Below are 19,751 nucleotides of genomic sequence, written 5' to 3' on the forward strand. Positions count from 1 at the left end.
ATCCGGTTCGGTTTGGAAGCTCAGAAGCCCATTCACCTGCATAAATCACACCGATTCGCACCAACCACCGGCTCTCTTAAGTGTCACACAAGTTACTATTCTTCCTCATTGCCTAAAATAGGATGTTCAAAATCCCGGTAAAAATGACACTTTGAATTTCTTCGTTGGCTTATTTCTCCGCGGCTCATGTATCTAAAAGCATACATTCCGCTGCTCGAAAACGCGCAGCCTCGAACTTCCGACGCACAGGATGTGCTAGTGTCGGCGTTGCTGACAGGACGTTAGCGCTTTTAGCCGACTTGGTCCTTTTTATCCTCAATTTTGAACTCGCAATAAAATTGTTAATTGATTGATTATGATCATATTAAAAATTTTCTGTCATGTCAATCATTATTTTCCTAACATTAAGCGATGGTTGCCAAAAAGTTTCGCCGTGATAGGGAATAAAATAATGATTAATAAGGCATAGCTTCCTACTGCAATTCCAAATGCTTCCGCAGTCAACTGCCCACTGAAAGCATCGCGGACGAATAAAAATAAGTTCATGAATGGGACTGCATACAATGGGAGGCTTAAAGCTTCACTTGCAAAAAACATAAACAACATTGGAAGAGTAATCATCCCTATTACGGGTGTCATATAATAACCCGCTTCTTTTACCGAGTTTGCCATCATGCTTAAAGTCATTTCAACTTGAGAAAAGAAAATGGCAAACAATACGATTATAACAATACTCATAAGAACAAATGGAACTGGGTTCTCAATGGCTGCCATTCCTTTTTTAAGTTCCGTAGTAAAATTGACAAATATACTTAGTAATGCGATACATAATACACCGGTGAATATTCCGAGTAAGGAAATTGTCATCCATTTCGCCAATAATATTTTGATCGGCTTAATGGGTGTAATAAGTAATGCTTCAATGGTTTTCTTTTCTTTCTCACCTGCAAACAGCTCAGTTGCCGAAGGGTATGATCCATTTGCAATCGCCATTGGAATCAAAAGTGGAATTAAAATGGCCAGCATAAAAGATGCCATGGCGTTTTCTTCATCTTTTGTCGTTTTTGTCTCAATTTGAAAGACCTCCAGAACACTGCTGTCAATATTTTCTCCAGCTAGGCGTACATTGACGGCATCTTGCTGCCATTGGTTAATTCCAGACATCACAATATTTGAGGCGTTGGAAGAGTCTTGACTGCCTGGATCAAAAATAATACTTACCGGTATTGCTTCCTGTTTTTCTAACTTTTGTTTCCAATTCTCATCAAACTTAATTCCAATCTGAACCTTTTTTTCTTCAACTGCTATTTGTACATCTTGAAGTTTTTCTATTGTCAAAGTAGGCATATATTTCTCTAACTGTGTTACAAGTTCAGAATCTACCCCTTCTTCCACAGCCACGCTAAATTCCTCTTCATCACTCGTTGTTAGAATTTTATCATAAAAAAATGTCAATCCTGCCATCATCAATAACGGAAAAATAATGAGCAAGGTAATACTGCGCTTATCTCGTAAAACATCTTTCATTTCTTTTAGAAAAATTGTTTTAAACATATAAATCACCTCTTACTACTTTGGAAGTAAATAAATAATTGAGATCCCTGCTGTTTTCCTGAGCATAAAGATCTTCCAGACTCCCCTCATATACCATCTGTCCTTTATGCATCATAATCACGTCCTCACATAGTTGGGCAATTTCGTCCATAATATGAGTCGAAAATACGATTGTTTTCCCTTCATTTTTATATTGAAAAATAAATTCACGAAAAATATTTGATGATGTAATATCGAGTCCAGTTGTCGGTTCATCGAAAAGAACAATATCTGGATCATGGATAAGTGTACGGGCAATCGCGACCTTCTGCTTCATTCCTTTCGAAAATCCTTCTACTTTTCGGTCCAAATATTTACGCATGCCAAATCTTTTTGCGAGCATTTCAATTTGGTTTTTAATATCATGAGGAGACATGCCATACAGACTACCGAAGTACTCTAGATTTTCTCGGGCCGTTAATCGATTATAAAGACCCGTTTCGGAACCGAACAATACCCCTAGTCGAGATCTCACCTTCTCTTTATTTTCATATATATTTTCTCCATCCAAAGTGATGGTTCCTTCGTCAGGCTCAATTAGCGTACAAAGCATTCGAAGCAGCGTCGTTTTCCCCGCACCATTTTCTCCAATAAGTCCAACAACGTGGCCTTCTTTAATATTCAGCGATAAGTAATCAATGGCTTTTACTATTTGTTTTTTATCTTTAAATTGTTTTGATACTTGATTGACGACGATCATGCCGTTCCTCTCCTTCGCTTCAAGTTCTAACTGTATTGTAAAGCTAAAAGTATTTTTGGTCTGCCGTTATGTCGCAAAGAGGAACTTACATGTCGCGAAAGGGGTTAAAATCTTTCTGAACAGGAATTAGAAAAATGATTTATAATGATGGTTAGTACGTTTCAAAGGGGTAATTGCCATGAAAGTGGGCATTGTGGATGATAGAACAATAGACTTGGATAAATTGAAATATATTTTACAAGAAGAAGAGGATGTCGAACTTATTTTTGCAACGACAAATCCTGAGGAAGCTTATACTGAAATTCAAAAAAACAAGATTGATTTATTAATAGCAGATATTGAAATGCCGGGAATATCAGGGTATGAATTAGCTGATTTTATTCAAACGCATGGCCTATTAATATCGGTCATCTTTGTTACGGCTAAAAGCGGTTATGCCGTGCATGCGTTTGAATTAAATGTTCACGATTATATATTAAAGCCTTATAAAAAAGAAAGACTTTTACAAGCTTTAGCAAAATATCGCGATAAGCAGCATGCAGGCAATTTGACTGGACGATTAATTCTTAAACAAAAAGGCCATATCGAAATGATACCAAAAAAAGACATTATTTTTGCAGAACGAACCGGCCGATCCACAACTATTTACACGATAAATTCATCATATGAAACGTATATGACGATGAATGAACTGGAAGGAAGTCTTCGTGAGAATAACTTTATTCGTTCGCACCGCTCCTTTATTATTAATCTGCATTTTGTAAAAAGCTTTTCTATTTATACAAAAAAATCATATAGCGTCACATTCGATGGTACAAAACAAATCGCGATGCTGACAAAAGAAAAAATGGATTACTTGCAAAAGTATTATTTTTGAGGTGAAAAAATGCCGTTGTTTCTTAATATATCGACAACTTTGATAGCCACTGTGTTGACGGCTGCTTTGTTCGTTCAATTATTTTTATATAAAAAAGAGCCATTTCCTAGTCTTTGGGTGATTGTGACCTCAATGATGCAGCTATGTTGGTTAGCAGCAGCCTTTTTGGCTAAAATACCATATATCGCTCTCGGTTCCATCTTTCCCTTCGCTGCTCTTTTTTTTATGCGAACAGCTTTAAAAGAAGAAAAAGAAAAAAATAGACTGCTGTCCGAAAACTATGAACAACAAATGGAATTATTATATGAACTGCGAAAGCAACGTCATGATCTACAAAAGCATACTTCTGCACTTTTACATACGAGTAATTCTTCCAAGGAATATCAATCCGAACTACATAAGCGTTATACACAAATTGATGGCATTTTGCGGAGTGAATCGAACGTTGTGGCTGGGGCTCTTTATGCATACAATGAACAGGCGCGGGAAAGAGGAGTAAATTTGAAATATCATTTCCAACATGCGATTTCTGGTTTGCCACTATCAGATTACGAGCTAATATCACTGATCGGAAATATTATGGAAAATAGCATTGACGCCGCTTATGATTTCAACATGTCAACCGGGCGGTTAGGGGCCATTCACTTTTCTTGCCGCAAGCAAAGTGGGCTTTGGATTATTATGTGTAAAAATGATACATTGCCCCTTCGCAACGATATAATTGAACGAATTTTTACAAATAGATCAATTTCAACAAAATTTGGGGAACATGAAGGTATCGGTACTCAACAAATTATGCGTATCGTAAAAGCTCATGAAGGGATGCTTGATTTTTCTGTAATTAAGAATACATTTACGTTGAAAATTAAAATTCCTGACGTACGAATTTGAAGGTGATAAATTGGAGCAGCTTAATGAACAAAAACTAATCGAGGCTTGTCTTTTAGCTGGGAAAATATTAATGAAAAGTGGGGCAGAAACGTATCGTGTTGAGGATACAATGATGAGAATGGCCGCTGCCTGCGGGTTTAATGAAAGCCAAAGCTTTGTTACGCCAACTGGAATTATTTTTTCATTGGAAGGTTCAGATCCATCACAATTTGTTCGAATTAGTGAGCGTGGAACCGATTTGGAAAGAATTGCGAAAGTCAATCATATCTCAAGAGGCATGGCAGAGGGAAAATTGAATACAGATGAAGCTTACTTAGCCCTTAAGGAATTAGAAAATGCTAATCTTTCTTTTCCTATTTGGATGCAAATCGCAGCGGCGGCTATTGCGAGCGGAAGTTTTTTAATTATGTTTAAAGGAATTTGGGCGGACTATATTCCTGCCTTACTTGTTGGCGGAATAGGATTTTCAACCTTTTTAATCGTACACTTCCAAGCAAAAGTTAAATTTTTCGCTGAGTTTTCAGCTTCTTTTGTCATCGGATTATTAGGATTATTAGCTGTAAACTACGACTTAGGACAGCAGCTTGATTTGATTGTCATCGCATCCGTCATGCCTCTTGTACCTGGGTTACTCATTACAAATGCTATCCGTGATTTAATGGCAGGCCATTTCGTGTCAGGATTATCAAAAGGGGCGGAAGCTTTTCTCACAGCTTTAGCAATTGGTGCGGGAGTTGCGGTTGTGTACTCATTATGGATATAAAAAGGATGTAAAGATATGTATTATTTAACACATTTAATTTTAAGTATGATATCCGCCATCGGGTTCGGAATCATTTTTAATGCCCCGCGAAAGGCACTGTTTCATTGTGGAGTTGTAGGGATGGCAGGATGGTTTGTTTATATCATCATGATTGATTCGGGGATTGACGTTGTCCAAGCAGCATTTAGCGGTGCCTTTATAGTTGCAATCATTGGGCATATCATGGCAAAGCGATATAAAACGCCAATTATCGTTTTTATAGTAGCCGGAGTCATACCGCTTGTACCCGGCGGAACCGCTTATGATGCAATGCGCCACGTAGTAAGTAATGATTATTCAAATGCTATTCCGCTTGCCATGAAAGCCTTCATCATCGCAAGCGCCATAGCAATGGGGCTTGTTTTCGCAGAAGTTTTCGTACAGTTTGTAATGAAACTTACGAAAGGGATGAAAAAGAAAGGAATGTGACACTCTCATTTTTTTTCATTCTTTTGATCAAATTTCCCCTTAAAATTTACACGATAATTAATATAGTTGATAATCATTCCAGCTAGTAAACCAATAATAATAACGATATAACCTAAATCCGTACGCCTGCTTAGCCCATACCATAAAACAGCTATATATATGAATACTACAAGGATACGAATCACAAGATATTTTTTCATAAGAATTTCCTCTCAATTTCATAGATAAAATCCGATCCCAAAAAGATCGGATTTTTTTATATAGGCTCTTTTCTAAGACAATGTTGCTAATGCCTATGAAGAATCGTTAAACTTTCATATTAGGTGTAAAGGCCAGATTTTAGGCTTCACAAGAAGATCAAACTTTAAGAAAAAAGTCTTTATTTATCAGTTGGAATCACACAGTTGCCGTCCTCGCAGCTGGCTCCATCTTCATCGCCGGATAAATCCTGAAGGATGGGAGAACTATTTTCCTCCTGCCAAACCTTTTCAAGCGCACCTAAAAAAGTTTCTGGAGCCTGCGCACCAGAGATAGCATATTTTTGATTAATGACGAAAAATGGTACGCCGCGAACACCGATTTGCTGCGCTGTTCTTTCATCATCACGAACTTCATCAGCAAAAGCATTATCATCCCTTAACACAGATAGGGCCTTTTCACGATCAAGTCCTACTGCTTCAGCAAGGTCAGCCAAAGTGCTTTTATCACTAAGCTTCATTGAATCTGTAAAATATGCTTTAAGCAACACCTCTGTTAATGAGGCATCCTTGCTTTCAGTTTTTGCATAATGGGCAAGTCGATGAGCATCGAATGTATTTGTCGGGACCATTTGCTCAAAATTAAAGGTAAGACCAACACTTCTAGCCTGCTCGCCTACTCCTTCATTCATTCTCTTAGCCTCTTCAACAGGCACCCCGTACTTCGCAGCAAGCACTTCATGAATGTTTTTATTTTGCTCTGTCGGAGAATTCGGATCTAGTTCGAAACTCCGAAACTCTAATTCCACTTTATTGCGATGTGGAAACATCGATAATGCTTCCTCTAATCGGCGTTTACCAATAAAACAAAATGGGCACACAAAATCAGACCACACTTCAATTTTCATAACTTGCACCCTCTTTTTATAATTTTGTTTTCCGATAGCTTCCTAGCACTTTTACATCATGACCATATGCTTCAAGAATCGTAACAGCTTTTTTCAAATTCGCTTCGTGCACACCAAGTGCCGCTTCGATGAAAAATCGATACGTACCGAGTTTTTTCTTAGTTGGGCGAGATTCAATCCATGAAAGGTTAATATTTAAAGAAGAAAATACATTTAATATGATCGCTAGCAACCCCGGACGGTCTTCGGTCGGTGTAATTAAAAGCATTGATTTATCCGTTTCAAGAATATTTCCGTTCGGTGTTTTAGATAAGACAAGGAATCTCGTAGAATTGCAGTCATTGTCATGAATATCCCTTTTAGCGATATCCAAATCAAATATACTGGCAGCCAATTCCGATGCAACCGCCCCTGCATCAAATCGTCCTGATTGGCTGAGCGCCTCTGCTGCACCTGATGTGCTGCTGTAATGCTTTGTTTCAGCCTTCATTTCTTTTGTAAACATCCTGCATTGTGCAAGTGCCGGCGGAATGGACCATATTTCTTTAATATCCCCTAGATTTGCCCCTCTTACTGTTAATAAGTGTAACTTAACAGGCAAGACAGCCTCCCCTTCAATCCACACATCGTGATTAATTAAACCGTCTGTTGTCATGGTGATGGTGCCTTCAATCGCATTTTCAATCGGAACAATTCCCTTGTCTGCTTCCCCTTCATCAACGGCTTCAAGTACATCAAAAATTGTATTGTACATAACCATTTCATTTTTAGAATTAGGAAAATAACGTAGTGCCGCTTCTTCTGAGAAAGTTCCTTTAGGTCCTAAATAAGCTACTTTCAAAATAAACATACCCCTTTTGCATCAATTCCCAAAATTATAATGCACGTCATCTATAAAATCAAAGGACAGCTTCTCGGCTGTCCTTTGATTATTTGTCCAAAATTAGCTCAATGCGTTTGTCAATGGAGGGACAATTTGCTTCTTGCGGGAAACAACACCCTTTAACACCGCTTTATTATGATCAAGAGTTACATTAAATGCTTGTTCTACTGCCTGTGCTGCTTTTCCTACTGCAATCGCTGTTGAATCATTCGTTAAAATATCTGTTATGACAAATAAGAATAAATCCAATCCTTTTTGTTCAATCACACGGTTTAGTGCCGCTTCAATTTCAGCTTTACGCTCAAGAACTTCTTCAACACCAACTGCATTTACTTGAGCAATCTCAACCTTCGCCTTACCCATCGTAAATTCTTTTGCATCTACTGAAAGCAGTTGTTCAATTGTTTTACTGCTTACATCTGCGCCTGCTTTCAACATATCAAGACCATAGCTGTCCGCATCAACCTCAGCGATTTCAGCAAGTTCCTTTGCTGCTGTAATATCCTCTTCCGTGCATGTCGGAGACTTAAATAATAAAGAATCAGAAATAATTGCAGATAGCATAAGCCCAGCCATTTGCTTATTGATATCTAAACCATTTTCCTTATAGATTTTTTTCAATATCGTTGCCGTACATCCAACAGGTTCTGCACGGAAATAGAGTGGATCACTTGTTTCAAAGTTTGCAATTCTATGATGATCAATCACTTCAACTACGCGAACTTGTTCAATATCTTCGGCACTTTGTTGACGTTCATTATGGTCAACCAAAATGACGTTGCTTGCTTCATTTGCAACGGTATTTACTTGGCGAGGTGCTTCTACATTAAAGGTATCCAGTGCAAATTGCGTCTCACCATTTACTTCCCCTAAACGTACAGCTTCGACGCTTAGCCCAAGCTTAGATTTAATGTCTGCATACACAATAGCTGAACATATTGAATCAGTATCAGGGTTCTTATGACCGAAAATAAGAATTTTCTCCATTTGTCTTCTCCTTGCTTTATGTAATCATTATCTTGTTTCATTTTAACACATTGATTGAAGTTTGAAAAAACGAGTTGTTTTTTTTCAAGACTTTAAAATGTTACAATAAACGACAAGGGAGGTATGAGAATGAAAAAATTTGTCTTGATTTCATTATGTTTAATACTTAGTTCCTTATTAGTTGCTTGTAATAAAGAAAAAGAACCGAAACCTGAAGATCGTTTTGCGGATTACATAAAACTATGGAATGAGCAAAAATTCGATAAAATGTATGAGTTTTTATCGACCGAGTCAAAAGAGAATGTGACAAAAGAAGATTTCGTTAATCGATATAAAAAAATATACGAAGACTTAGAGATCAAAAATTTAAAAGTTCAATTTAAGAAGCCGGAAGAAGAAACAGATAAAGAGGCGACAGAAATTGAATTTCCGTTCGACGTAAACATGGATAGCCTTGCTGGACAAATAGCTTTTAACCATAAAGTTAAATTCATGAAGGAAAATGTAGACGAGAAGAAAAAGGAATGGTTATTGAACTGGGATACAAGTTTTATTTTTCCAGACCTTGAAGAAGGAGATAAAATCTCAGTTCCAACTACTTCTCCTCAACGAGGTTCCATTTTGGATCGAAACGGAATTGCTCTTGCTGAAAATGGAGTGGCAAGGCAAATTGGTCTAGTTCCGAAAGATATGGAAGGACAAGAAGAAAAGAGCATTAAACAAGTGTCTAAGATTTTAGGCGTCAGCACCGAACAGATTGAGAAAACGTTAGGACAATCTTGGGTAAAGCCTGATAGCTTTGTTCCGGTTAAAACAATTCCGAAAGACAATATGGAACTCCGTGAAAAAGTAGGCCAGGTTCCCGGTGTGATCGGAATGGACGTTGAAGCGAGAGTATATCCACTTGGAGCGCGAGCAGCCCATTTAACCGGAAATATTGCTCCAGTTACGGCAGAAGACATAGAAGATAATAAAGGAAAAGGGTACTCTTCCTCAGATGTGATTGGAAGGCGCGGACTTGAAAATGTATTTGAAGATCAGTTAAGAGGCGAGCCTGGTGTGAAAATTGTCATCCAAAAGGAAGACGGGAGTGAAGTAGTCCTCGCTGAAAAAGAAGTAAATGATGGAGAAGACGTTCAGTTAACAATTGATAGTGCGCTTCAAGTAACGATTTTTGATGAACTCCATGGAAAACCTAGTACAGCTGCAGCCATTGATCCTGTTACGGGAGAAACGTTAGCGTTAGTAAGCAGCCCGAGCTACGATCCAAACACACTATCTCTAGGGGCCACGAACGAAGAATGGAAAGCCCTTGAGGAAAATCCTAATAAACCGATGTTAAACAGATTTAATTCTACTTTTGCTCCTGGATCTGTGCTTAAGCCAATTACAGCGGCCATTGGTTTAAAAAATGGAGCGCTAGATTGGAAAACAGCACTTCCAATTAAAGATTTATCTTGGCAGAAAGATGCTTCTTGGGGAAAATACAAAGTAACTCGTGTAAGCGACCCTGGAGTACCAATTGACCTTGAAAAAGCATTAATCTATTCAGATAATATTTACTTCGCCCAAACTACATTAGAGCTTGGTAAGGAAAAGTTTATTGCTGGCTTGAAAGACTTTGGATTTGATGAAGATATGACATTTGCATATCCGATGCATACATCCAGTATTGGAGAAATTGATTCAGAAATTGCTTTAGCCGATTCTAGCTATGGACAAGGGCAAATTGAAATGAATGTACTTCATCTTGCATCGACCTTCACAATTTTTACAAATAACGGAAATATGATCAAGCCTATTTTGCTTACAGATGAAAAACAAGGTGAAATCTGGAAAGAAAACTTGTTAAAACAAGAGGAAGTCGATCATTTGGGAGCTGCTCTTAGAAAAGTAGTCGAAGACCCTCACGGTACTGCACGGGGGGCTAGAATCGACGGCTATCCTCTCGCTGGAAAAACGGGAACAGCCGAGTTTGCAAAAGCCGAACAAGGGAAAAAAGGGAAAGAAAATAGCTGGTTTGTTGCCTATAACCCTGATCACCCAGATACCCTTATTGCTTTAATGCTAGAAGCCGATGGAACTGGATCAGCGGTAGATAAGGTTAAAAATATTTTCACTGAAATGAAGAAATGAAAAAAAGGAACTGCCCTTAGATCGTTTGTGCGATTTAGAAGGTAGTTCCTTTTTCAGGGCTAATTTCCTAATGGTATGATAAAGACGTGATTCATCGTTAGCTGCTGCTTTCTTTTTTTTCGTCAAAGTGTACGATGAATCTTTAATCGCTACCTTCCACTCCGGCTTTCCTCTTCGAAGGGCACGTTGAACTTTTTATCGGTACCACTCCGGTTTTCGACTTGGAAGGGCACTTTAAATGATTCTATCGGATAACAGTATCATTTTTCTCTTAAATACCCAGTTTTTTAAAAATCCCCACTTAAGTAATAGAAATTTATCAACCACTATGTAAAAATCTCAATGATGATGATCATGGTCCAGCAATAGCCGCTCTTCATCACGGCTATGGATTTCGTTGACTATTAGCATTCCTGTAAAACACTCAAGCACTTCTTTTGTTACCCCTTCTTCCTCCAAAATTCCCCTCACTCTTTTTGCCACAATCCTAATCAAATCATGATCTCTTGTTAACATCGCGATCGTTTCAAGCATTTCGGGTTCTTTCTCAACTACTTCCTTGTAAAAGCCTTGTTCCTCGGAATCCGCATGGGTTATGACGCGCAGCTCCCAATGTTCAATTAAGGCGTCTGCCACCTCTACTGCTTCCTTGTTTCTTTTTTCATCGACCAATTTGTACAATACATCTGTTAAGTTTTTTGCTTCGATATAAGAACCATCATGGATGGCCCGGTGGGCGTCTAGTTTACGCAATGATGGACCTGACATATAATCTCTCCTCTCAATGACCTAATGGATCTGCCCTTAAATAGACAGATCCACCTTTTTTATCCTCTATTTTCTTTGCTAGGGGTCTGTGGGTTCATTTTACGATACACAATATACTTTCTGCCTAAATATTCAAGAGGCAAACTCCAAACATGGACGAGTCTTGTAAATGGCCAGACGGCGAACAGTGCAAAAGCTAAAAATACATGCAATTGGAAACCATACGGCGTACCTACCATCAATTCTGGTTTCGGGCTGAACATCAACAGTCCCCGAAACCATGGACTGATTGTTGTACGATAATCAAAATCCCCACCAGATGCTGTATAGCCGACTGTCGCCGTAAACCCTACCAATACAACCGCCCCTAATATAATGAGAGTAAACATAGCATTGGGATTGCTCGTATTTCTGACTCTTCTCGTGCCGCTCCTCCTCAAAAATAACAGAAATCCCCCAATGACAGTCGCTAATCCGGCTGCTCCTCCAAACCAAACAGCTCCGAAATGATACATATGATCCGATATTCCCAACGTATCATAAATAACTTTTGGAACTAAAATTCCAGCCACATGGCCGAAGAAAACAAATATAATCCCCCAATGAAACAGAAGGCTTCCCCACTTTAATTGTTTCTTTTCCAAAAACTCACTTGACTGCGCCGACCAGCCAAACTGATCGACATTATATCGGAAAATATGACCGACAACAAATATCGTTAAACATAAATATGGAAAGACTCCCCAAAGAAAATAATCAAGAAAGCTCATCGTGTTACCTCCCTTCTGTTTCCTTAAGAAACTTTTTCGTTTTCTTCTGCCATTTCAATACATTGAATACATGCTGCGACTAAATAACGATAGGGGCTATCAATTCCTTGCAATTCTAATTCCAAGTTTTTAATGGATCGCAAATGTAAATTAAGAATTTTGGCTGAATCCTTTTCCGGTACAATCGATGCAAACTCTAAAATAAGAGGCAAATAATCCGGCAATTCCTCGGTCGTAAATTCCATTCCAAGCTCCATCATTTGCCGTCTCATTTGCGATAGAACCGTTCCCCGATCGCGGTTATCTTTAAAAACAGTATGTGTTAAATATAAAGTTGTTTTATCATAAAAATCGAATGTATAAACGTAATTTTCACAAAGGTTGTGAAACGAAGTATTTTTTACATACGTTAAAAATCTTAGTAAAGGCATCCTGATCGATTCGTCGGGAAATTCATGGACAACGTCTAAATTCTGTAATTCCTTTTTCCACTCTGACTCTGGATATTGTAGGAGAGTGGAAACTAGACTATATACCTTCTGCTTTTGATTCATCTAGCTCCCTCCAATATTGCTCTCCATAATAGTCAAGTGGTGATTCAGGCGGGTGTGCACCAACTGCGCACGTTTCACAACTTCCTCCACCGCCGCCATGACCAAATTCCTCAAATCCAGCCATTCCCCTCTCAGAGAACATATCGCCAGAAAGTTCTTTATGAGAAGGAGGGATGACATAACGATCGGAATATTTTGCAATGGCGGACAACTCATACATTTCCCGAACTACCTTCTCTGATAATCCAGCTGCCTCTAAAATAGTTGCATCTGTTGGTTTATCTAAATTTAATTGGCGCATATAACTTCTCATCGCCACTAACTTACGCAAAACATTTTTAATGACTTGTGTATCACCAGCAGTGAACAAATTAGCTAAATATTCAATTGGAATCCGCATTTGTTCAATAGTCGGGAAAACAACTCTTGGATTAATGGCATCACCCATTCCACCAAATGCATTCATGAATGGACTAAGTGGCGGTACGTACCATACCATTGGCAATGTGCGGTATTCCGGATGAAGCGGCAGCGCAATTTTTTGCTCCACAGCCATTTTATAAACAGGTGAATCTTGTGCAGCCTTTATCCAATCATCAGAAATTCCTTGCCGTCTTGCTTCCTCGATGACTTCCGGATCATGAGGATCTAAAAACATCTCTAACTGCGCTTCGTACACATCCTTATCATCCTCAACAGATGCAGCCTCAAGCATCTTATCAGCATCGTATAATACAAGACCAATGTAACGAAGGCGCCCAACGCAAGTTTCAGAACATATGGTAGGCTGACCCGTCTCAATTCTCGGAAAACAAAAGGTGCATTTTTCAGCTTTGTTCGTTTTCCAGTTAAAATATACCTTCTTATATGGACATCCAGACATACAAAAGCGCCAGCTGCGGCACGCATCTTGATCGACAAGGACAATCCCATCCTCGTCTCGCTTATAAATAGCTCCTGAAGGACAAGAAGCAAGACAAGATGGATTTATACAATGCTCACATATTCTCGGTAAGTACATCATGAAGGTCTCTTCAAATTCAAACTTAATTTGCTCTTCAAGCCCATTCATATTAGGATCATCTTTACCAGTCTTATAAACCCCTGCGAGATCATCCTCCCAGTTAGGTCCCCACTCAATGTCCATGTATTCGTCGGTAAGCTGTGATTTTGGACGTGCAACTGGTTGATAATCGCCGGCTGGACTATTTATTAAATTTTCATATTCGTAATCCCAAGGCTCATAGTAATCGTCAATCGGAGCCATATTTGGATTATAAAAAATATTGAGGAGCTTGCTTGCCCTCCCGCCTGCTTTTAACTCAAGCTTTCCGTTTCTTAGCTCCCATCCGCCTTTTCGCTCGTCTTGATTTTCCCAACGTTTCGGATAGCCAACACCTGGTTTTGTCTCAACATTATTCCAATACATGTACTCGGCACCCGATCGATTCGTCCACGTCGTTTTACAAGTGACACTGCACGTATGACAACCGATACATTTATCCAAGTTCATGACCATGCCGTATTGCGCTTTAATTCTCAAGCCATTTCACCTCGTCCCTTTCGAGTTTGCGGATTACTACTTGCTCATCCCTCTGATTTCCAGTCGGTCCATAATAATTAAATCCGTAGCTTAATTGCGCGTAGCCGCCAATCATTTGAGTTGGCTTCATATGAATGCGTGTTGGGCTGTTGAACGTTCCGCCGCGCTGATTCGTAATGGGCGATCCCGGAACATTAATATAGCGCTCCTGAACATGGTACATAAATGCCACTCCACGCGGGATACGGTGGCTCACGACTGTCCTAGCAACAACAACCCCGTTGCGGTTATACATTTGAATCCAATCATTATCGTCTAATCCTACCGATTTGGCGTCTTCATTATTTAACCAAACATGCGGTCCACCCCTAAATAGAGTGAGCATCGGTAATGTATCTCCATACGTACTGTGATAGGACCACTTAAAATGCGGAGTTAAATATTTCAGTGTAATTTCCTGACCATCCATCACTGGACGATTATCTTTATCATAAAAAGCCATTTTCTTGAGGGGAGCTTTGAACGTCGGGAGCTCTTCTCCAAACTCAAGCATAATATCATGGTCTAGATAAAAATGTTGGCGCCCTGTCAATGTGCGAAATGGTACGAGCCTCTCAATATTTTGCGTAAATGGCGAATATCTGCGATTTCCTTTATTAATTCCTGTAAAAACAGGCGTCGTAATGACTTTTCGAGGCTGCGCCGTAATATCAAAAAAGGTAATATGTTCTCCCTCGCGATCACTTGACAGGTCTTTTAATTGTTGGCCCGTTTGTTTTTCTAGCGTTTCCCATGCTTTCACCGCTAAGCTTCCGTTTGTTGCACTAGATAACGTTAACATCGCCTCTGCAGCATTCTTATCAGTGAACAAGTTGGGTTTATCTTTATGATGTTCCGAGTACTTTGACGGACCTAGCATTGCAAATAATTTTTCATAAGCCTCTTCTGCTTTGTATCCAATACCATGAGCCCCTAAATTTGTTGCATTTGGACCAAGTGTTACGAACTTATCAAAGACCTTCGTATAATCTCGCTCAACGATTTGAACCTTCGGCAAATTTACTCCTGGAGTTGGTTCAAATTCTCCATGCTTCCAATCAGGTGCACGTCCATATGCCTGGCTGATCTCATCTGGCGAATCCTTTCCGAGCGGGGTTGCTACTGCATCTTGAACAACTTCAGGCAAATAATGCTTCGCCATCATAGAAAATCTTTTCGCTAAATTTCTAAACGTTTCCCAATCTGATTTTGCTTCCCACGGAGGTGTGATTGCAGGATTAAAAGGATGTACGAAAGGATGCATATCCGTACTTGAAATATCGTATTTTTCATACCAAGTGGCGGCGGGCAACAGAATATCCGAGTATAGTCCAGTACTGCACATCCGAAAATCCGCACTTACCATTAGATCGAGCTTTCCTTCTGGCATTTCTTTTACCCAATTTATTTCTTCGGTCGAATCTTGTTCATTCTCTGTACTTAATGTTCCATCATGGGTTCCAAGCAAATGCTTTAAAAAATATTCATGACCTTTTGCAGAACTGCCTATTAAATTTGCCCGCCAAACGAATAGTACTTTCGGAAAGTTCCTTCTATCTTCTGGATTTTCAACTGCAAACTTCAATTGACCGTTTTTTAATTGTTCTGCCACTTGTTTTTTCAAATTATCATTCGATCCTTGGGCATCGGCACCCATTTTCAAGCTGCTTTTATTAAACTGAGGATAGCTCGGTAACCAACCAAGTCTAGCAGCCAACACATTATAATCGCCTGGATGATTATACTTACTTTTATCTACAAGAGGAGATTTTAAATTTTCCATTCGCTGATCTTCGTAGCGCCATTGCTCCGTTGCAAAGTAAAAGAAGCTAGTTCCGTTCATTAGTCTTGGAGGTCCGCCCCAATCCTTCGCCATTGCAATCGTACTCCAGCCTTCGATCGGGCGAACTTTTTCTTGACCAACATAATGTGCCCAGCCGCCGCCATTTCTGCCTTGACAGCCTGTCAACATCACAAGATTTAAAATTGAACGATAAATCGTATCCGAATGATACCAATGATTGATGCCTGCCCCCATAATGATCATGGATCGACCTTCTGAATCTATCGCATTTTGAGCAAATTCCCTCGCGATTTGGGCAGCTTGATATTTGTCAACGCCTGTTAATTTCTCTTGCCAAGCTGGGGTATACGGAATATCATCTTCATAGCTTGTCGCATAATCCCCGGGAAGTCCGCGGCCTACCGCGCTATTTGCCATCATTAAATCAAAGACAGTTGTGACGTAAACTGATTTTCCATCCATTGAAACTTTCTTTACTGGAAGTCCTCGTTTCAATACTCCCTCTTGTTCTTCTCCAAAATACGGAAATAACCCCATCACTACCTCGTCTTCTTGACCTAATAATGTAAGTTCCGGATCAATATCACCAAGTCCATTGTCACGATCCTCAAGCTTTAAGTTCCAGTTCGACTTTTCATCCCATCTATGACCGACGGTACCATTTGGAATCGCGAACTCACCTGTTTTTTTATCTAATAAAACCGGCTTCCATTCGGCTTTATCGACACTCATTCTAAGGTCACTTGCTCGCAGAAACTTATCTCCAACATACCCGCCATCTTTTTCCTTTAGCGTAATCAAAAAAGGCATGTCCGTGTATGTTTTTATATAATCATTGAAAAAATCAACTTGTTGATCGACATAAAATTCTTTTAAAATGACATGAGTCATCGCCATAGCAAGAGCTCCGTCCATCCCTACTTTGACTGGAAGCCAATTGTCGGCAAATTTAACGTATTCCGCATAGTCCGGAGCAACTGCGACAACTTTCGTACCACGATATCTTGATTCCACATAAAAGTGGGAATCTGGGGTCCGCGTTTGAGGGATATTCGATCCCCACGCAATAATATAACTGGAATTAAACCAATCCGAGCTCTCAGGTACATCTGTTTGATCTCCCCAAACTTGGGGCGATGAATTTGGCAGATCCGCATACCAATCATAAAAACTAAGCAATGACCCCCCTAGCAAACTCAAAAACCGCCCTCCAGCCGCATAGCTCACCATCGACATGGCGGGAATGGGGGAGAAGCCAAATATTCGGTCAGGACCATATTCCTGAATCGTATGAATAAGAGAAGCTGAGATGAGCGTGTTCATTTCATCCCAAGTCGTCCTGATAAGGCCACCTTTTCCACGAGATTTTTTGTATTCCTTTGACTTTTCCTCATCTTCAGCAATGCTTTTCCATGCTGCCACCGGATCCTTTGTTTCCTCTAAAGCTTTTCTCCAAAGCGTGAGAAGCGACCCGCGTATATAGGGATAACGAATTCGCAGAGGACTGTATGTATACCAAGAAAACGTCGCTCCCCTCTGACAGCCGCGCGGTTCAAATTCCGGCATATCTGGTCCAGTAGATGGATAATCCGTTTGTTGAGTTTCCCACGTGATAATTCCATCTTTCACATGCACCTTCCAGCTACAGGAGCCTGTGCAGTTAACCCCATGGGTCGTACGAACGACTTTATCATGCTGCCAACGCCTGCGATAAATTCTTTCGGAGCCCCTGTCGTAAGGCTGCATTTCACTATGTTCTGTTTCAGGGACCGTTTTTCCGAAAAACTTTAACTTTTTCCAAAACGGCGAAGAAGCTTTCGAGATATTTGTCATATTCAACTCCCTTTCAAGACATACTTTTACATACTTTTCCCAACTTATGTGTAAATAAACAGACTTTTCTTCGATCTTCAGCTTTCTTCGGTCAACTCATTGAACATACCAACGTAATATTGAACATCACCCGCTTCATTTTTTACAGGACTGATGGTCAGCCATTCTTTATACATTTCGCCGTTTTTGCGTTTATTCCAAATTTCCCCTTGCCAGAATCCTTGCTCGCCAATTGTCTCCCACATTACTTCATAAAAAGGTTTTCCTTGTTTTCCGGAATGGAGAAAACTAGGAGTTTTACCGATCACTTCATCTGATGAATATCCCGTTACCTTTGTAAAAGCGGGGTTTACTCTCACAATTTGGCCATTCGGTTTCGTAAGCATGAATCCTGAAGCCGTATGCTCTAATACATTCTCACTAACAAATAGCTTATCTTGGTGATACATCCATAAAACTAAAATGAGACTTGCAAGTGAGAACTGTGACAAAGCCATAAATCCAATCGCGTAGTGGCCAGTTAAATTAAACAAAATCGTTAAAATAAGCGGAGGAAAGAAGCCCCCGAGTCCTCCCATCATTGCAACGATCCCATTCACAATCCCAGCTTGTTTCGAAAAGTAGAGCGGGACAAGCTTAAAGATTGTTCCATTGCCAATTCCAGCGCAGACGGCAACAGCGAGACAGCCGACAGTATAAATTGTAAGAGAGGGTGTAAAGGATAGAAGAAATCCAGCCAATGTCAAACCTGCAAACACAAATGCGAGGATTTTAAAAGAGTTGAGTTTATCGCCTAGCCAACCTCCTACTGGACGAAGTAACGTTGCAAGCACGATAAATCCAGCCGTCCGCATTCCTGCATCTACTTTATCTAACCCGAAATGATTCACAAGAAAATTGGGGAGGTATATTGTAAAAGCTACAAACGAACCAAATGTAATAAAGTAAAACAAGCTTAAAAACCATAACTTTTGATTTTTATATACGCTGCTAATTTGTTTTACTACGGAAACACGAATTTTCGTTTCTTTTCTATCACCTAAAAGGAAATTAAGTAAGGCAAACAACGCCATTAAAAAAATGTAAAATAAAACAGTTTTTCGCCAACCATACATATTGGCAAGGACAGGCGCGGCAAAACTCGTTACAGCTGTACCAATATTCCCCATCCCATATACCCCGTTTATAAACCCATGCTTTTCCTTTGGATAATACTTAGGCAAGGAAGTAACACCAACTGAAAAAATGGCACCGCCAACACCAATGAATAAGCCGCCAATAATAAGATCTCCCATTGAATTGGCTATACTGACATAGTAAACAGGAAATAGCAGCACTATGAAACTAATGAAAAATAAATACCTTGCTCCAAATCGATTTGTCCAATATCCAATTGGCACCCTTAATAAAGAGCCTAGAATGACAGGAACAGCTGTCACCCAAGCAATTTGCCCAGATTTTAGCGGAATATCTGTTGTAATAAAAGGCATAAGTGAAGATAAAATGACCCAAACCATAAACCCTGCTACTAAGCTGCTCGTTTGCAGCGTTAACTGTGCACCACCGCGATTCATATTTTCTCCTCCTTTCTTATCTTCTTACCATTCCTTTTCATGGATAAAACATTCATATCAAGCTTATTTTCAAAATTGGCTGATAATGACTATGAAAGTGGAAAAGCCTGCACATTGACGTACAAACGATAAAGGAAACACGAGGAGGCCGATAGGACGAAGCGATGTTGACTTATCGAAGGGAAGAGGACAAGAAGTTTGCTAGTCGATGGGCGCTTAAGCTAGACATAGAAAAGCGGAAGCGCCCGTTTATCGACGTACAAACTTCAGGGACTCTGACTGAGATAAAGGAAACACGAGGAGGCCGATAGGACGAAGCGATGTTGTATAAATGATACGTTAAGCATGTACAAAAGTGATTGTTTAAAAATGTACAAATTCGATATTAAAACTGCATAATATTTCTGGGGTGAATATTATGCATTTACAATTAAACATAAACACAGATATTGAGATTAACAAT

Annotated in this window: 17 protein-coding genes and 1 other annotated feature (1 of these 18 only partly in view); of the genes, 5 read left to right on the plus strand and 12 right to left on the minus strand. The window is 39.6% G+C overall.

The window, feature by feature from the left end:
* Nucleotides 1-118 (minus strand) — a binding site (T-box leader); it reaches 130 nt to the left of the window's first position.
* Between the two features lie 272 nt (nucleotides 119-390).
* Both KHA96_RS15480 and KHA96_RS15485 read right to left on the minus strand, forming a co-directional pair.
* Nucleotides 391-1,554, minus strand: coding sequence for an ABC transporter permease (locus KHA96_RS15480; protein WP_213130220.1), 1,164 nt, complete (start codon nucleotides 1,552-1,554; stop codon nucleotides 391-393).
* Nucleotides 1,547-2,293, minus strand: a complete 747-nt coding sequence (locus tag KHA96_RS15485; RefSeq protein WP_213130221.1) for an ATP-binding cassette domain-containing protein — start codon at nucleotides 2,291-2,293, stop codon at nucleotides 1,547-1,549. Before KHA96_RS15485 ends, KHA96_RS15480 begins: the two co-directional genes overlap by 8 nt.
* Before the next feature lie 178 nt (nucleotides 2,294-2,471).
* Here KHA96_RS15485 and KHA96_RS15490 point away from each other — a divergent pair, with 178 nt between their 5' ends.
* The 4 genes from KHA96_RS15490 to KHA96_RS15505 are packed head-to-tail and all read left to right on the plus strand — an operon-like array spanning nucleotide 2,472 to nucleotide 5,292.
* A complete protein-coding gene (locus KHA96_RS15490) occupies nucleotides 2,472-3,170 on the plus strand; it encodes a LytR/AlgR family response regulator transcription factor (protein ID WP_213130222.1) in 699 nt (232 codons plus the stop codon).
* 9 nt (nucleotides 3,171-3,179) lie between these two features.
* On the plus strand, nucleotides 3,180-4,061 hold the full coding sequence (locus KHA96_RS15495) for a sensor histidine kinase (RefSeq protein WP_213130223.1): 882 nt from the start codon (nucleotides 3,180-3,182) through the stop codon (nucleotides 4,059-4,061).
* A gap of 10 nt (nucleotides 4,062-4,071) precedes the next feature.
* The gene (locus KHA96_RS15500; RefSeq protein WP_213130224.1) at nucleotides 4,072-4,824 is read left to right on the plus strand and encodes a threonine/serine exporter family protein; all 753 of its coding nucleotides are present in this window, start codon (nucleotides 4,072-4,074) and stop codon (nucleotides 4,822-4,824) included.
* Nucleotides 4,825-4,839: 15 nt separating this feature from the next.
* Nucleotides 4,840-5,292: a threonine/serine exporter family protein gene (locus KHA96_RS15505; protein ID WP_213130225.1), complete on the plus strand. Its 453-nt coding sequence runs from the start codon at nucleotides 4,840-4,842 to the stop codon at nucleotides 5,290-5,292.
* A 5-nt stretch (nucleotides 5,293-5,297) separates the two neighbouring features.
* Here KHA96_RS15505 and KHA96_RS15510 read toward each other — a convergent pair whose 3' ends face one another.
* The 4 genes from KHA96_RS15510 to KHA96_RS15525 all read right to left on the minus strand — a co-directional run bounded on the left by KHA96_RS15510 (nucleotide 5,298) and on the right by KHA96_RS15525 (nucleotide 8,267).
* Nucleotides 5,298-5,492 (minus strand): hypothetical protein, encoded by a 195-nt coding sequence (locus KHA96_RS15510; protein ID WP_213130226.1) that lies wholly within the window; start codon nucleotides 5,490-5,492, stop codon nucleotides 5,298-5,300.
* Between the two features lie 179 nt (nucleotides 5,493-5,671).
* Nucleotides 5,672-6,397 carry a DsbA family oxidoreductase gene (locus KHA96_RS15515; protein ID WP_213130227.1) on the minus strand — a complete coding sequence of 242 codons (726 nt, stop codon included), beginning with the start codon at nucleotides 6,395-6,397 and terminating at the stop codon, nucleotides 5,672-5,674.
* A gap of 16 nt (nucleotides 6,398-6,413) precedes the next feature.
* Nucleotides 6,414-7,247: a prephenate dehydratase gene (gene pheA, locus KHA96_RS15520; protein ID WP_349305774.1), complete on the minus strand. Its 834-nt coding sequence runs from the start codon at nucleotides 7,245-7,247 to the stop codon at nucleotides 6,414-6,416.
* A gap of 93 nt (nucleotides 7,248-7,340) precedes the next feature.
* Nucleotides 7,341-8,267, minus strand: coding sequence for a manganese-dependent inorganic pyrophosphatase (locus tag KHA96_RS15525; protein ID WP_213130229.1), 927 nt, complete (start codon nucleotides 8,265-8,267; stop codon nucleotides 7,341-7,343).
* A gap of 129 nt (nucleotides 8,268-8,396) precedes the next feature.
* Here KHA96_RS15525 and KHA96_RS15530 point away from each other — a divergent pair, with 129 nt between their 5' ends.
* On the plus strand, nucleotides 8,397-10,403 hold the full coding sequence (locus KHA96_RS15530) for a penicillin-binding transpeptidase domain-containing protein (RefSeq protein WP_213130230.1): 2,007 nt from the start codon (nucleotides 8,397-8,399) through the stop codon (nucleotides 10,401-10,403).
* Between the two features lie 339 nt (nucleotides 10,404-10,742).
* Here KHA96_RS15530 and KHA96_RS15535 read toward each other — a convergent pair whose 3' ends face one another.
* The 6 genes from KHA96_RS15535 to KHA96_RS15560 form a co-directional block, all read right to left on the minus strand.
* The gene (locus tag KHA96_RS15535) at nucleotides 10,743-11,171 is read right to left on the minus strand and encodes a hypothetical protein (RefSeq protein WP_213130231.1); all 429 of its coding nucleotides are present in this window, start codon (nucleotides 11,169-11,171) and stop codon (nucleotides 10,743-10,745) included.
* 59 nt (nucleotides 11,172-11,230) lie between these two features.
* Nucleotides 11,231-11,941: a respiratory nitrate reductase subunit gamma gene (gene narI / locus KHA96_RS15540; protein ID WP_213130232.1), complete on the minus strand. Its 711-nt coding sequence runs from the start codon at nucleotides 11,939-11,941 to the stop codon at nucleotides 11,231-11,233.
* Nucleotides 11,942-11,964: 23 nt separating this feature from the next.
* On the minus strand, nucleotides 11,965-12,495 hold the full coding sequence (gene narJ, locus KHA96_RS15545) for a nitrate reductase molybdenum cofactor assembly chaperone (protein ID WP_213130233.1): 531 nt from the start codon (nucleotides 12,493-12,495) through the stop codon (nucleotides 11,965-11,967).
* Nucleotides 12,470-14,038: a nitrate reductase subunit beta gene (gene narH, locus KHA96_RS15550; protein WP_213130234.1), complete on the minus strand. Its 1,569-nt coding sequence runs from the start codon at nucleotides 14,036-14,038 to the stop codon at nucleotides 12,470-12,472. Before narH ends, narJ begins: the two co-directional genes overlap by 26 nt.
* Complete coding sequence (locus KHA96_RS15555) at nucleotides 14,028-17,705, minus strand: nitrate reductase subunit alpha (protein ID WP_481748251.1); 3,678 nt, start codon at nucleotides 17,703-17,705, stop codon at nucleotides 14,028-14,030. The genes narH and KHA96_RS15555 overlap by 11 nt, the downstream gene beginning before the upstream one ends.
* Before the next feature lie 86 nt (nucleotides 17,706-17,791).
* On the minus strand, nucleotides 17,792-19,288 hold the full coding sequence (locus KHA96_RS15560) for a nitrate/nitrite transporter (RefSeq protein WP_213130236.1): 1,497 nt from the start codon (nucleotides 19,286-19,288) through the stop codon (nucleotides 17,792-17,794).
* Between the last annotated feature and the right edge of the window lie 463 nt (nucleotides 19,289-19,751).

It is taken from the genome of Bacillus sp. FJAT-49711, from assembly GCF_018343715.1.
GTDB lineage: Bacteria > Bacillota > Bacilli > Bacillales > Bacillaceae_C > Lederbergia.

Coding starts and splice junctions, on each gene's coding strand:
- KHA96_RS15490 (WP_213130222.1), top strand. CDS start 2,472: ATGAAAGTGGGCATTGTGGATGATAGAACAATAGACTTGGATAAATTG.
- KHA96_RS15510 (WP_213130226.1), bottom strand. CDS start 5,492: ATGAAAAAATATCTTGTGATTCGTATCCTTGTAGTATTCATATATATA.
- KHA96_RS15495 (WP_213130223.1), top strand. CDS start 3,180: ATGCCGTTGTTTCTTAATATATCGACAACTTTGATAGCCACTGTGTTG.
- KHA96_RS15485 (WP_213130221.1), bottom strand. CDS start 2,293: ATGATCGTCGTCAATCAAGTATCAAAACAATTTAAAGATAAAAAACAA.
- pheA (WP_349305774.1), bottom strand. CDS start 7,247: ATGTTTATTTTGAAAGTAGCTTATTTAGGACCTAAAGGAACTTTCTCA.
- KHA96_RS15505 (WP_213130225.1), top strand. CDS start 4,840: ATGTATTATTTAACACATTTAATTTTAAGTATGATATCCGCCATCGGG.
- KHA96_RS15515 (WP_213130227.1), bottom strand. CDS start 6,397: ATGAAAATTGAAGTGTGGTCTGATTTTGTGTGCCCATTTTGTTTTATT.
- KHA96_RS15535 (WP_213130231.1), bottom strand. CDS start 11,171: ATGTCAGGTCCATCATTGCGTAAACTAGACGCCCACCGGGCCATCCAT.
- KHA96_RS15525 (WP_213130229.1), bottom strand. CDS start 8,267: ATGGAGAAAATTCTTATTTTCGGTCATAAGAACCCTGATACTGATTCA.
- narJ (WP_213130233.1), bottom strand. CDS start 12,495: ATGAATCAAAAGCAGAAGGTATATAGTCTAGTTTCCACTCTCCTACAA.
- KHA96_RS15530 (WP_213130230.1), top strand. CDS start 8,397: ATGAAAAAATTTGTCTTGATTTCATTATGTTTAATACTTAGTTCCTTA.
- narI (WP_213130232.1), bottom strand. CDS start 11,941: ATGAGCTTTCTTGATTATTTTCTTTGGGGAGTCTTTCCATATTTATGT.
- KHA96_RS15480 (WP_213130220.1), bottom strand. CDS start 1,554: ATGTTTAAAACAATTTTTCTAAAAGAAATGAAAGATGTTTTACGAGAT.
- KHA96_RS15560 (WP_213130236.1), bottom strand. CDS start 19,288: ATGAATCGCGGTGGTGCACAGTTAACGCTGCAAACGAGCAGCTTAGTA.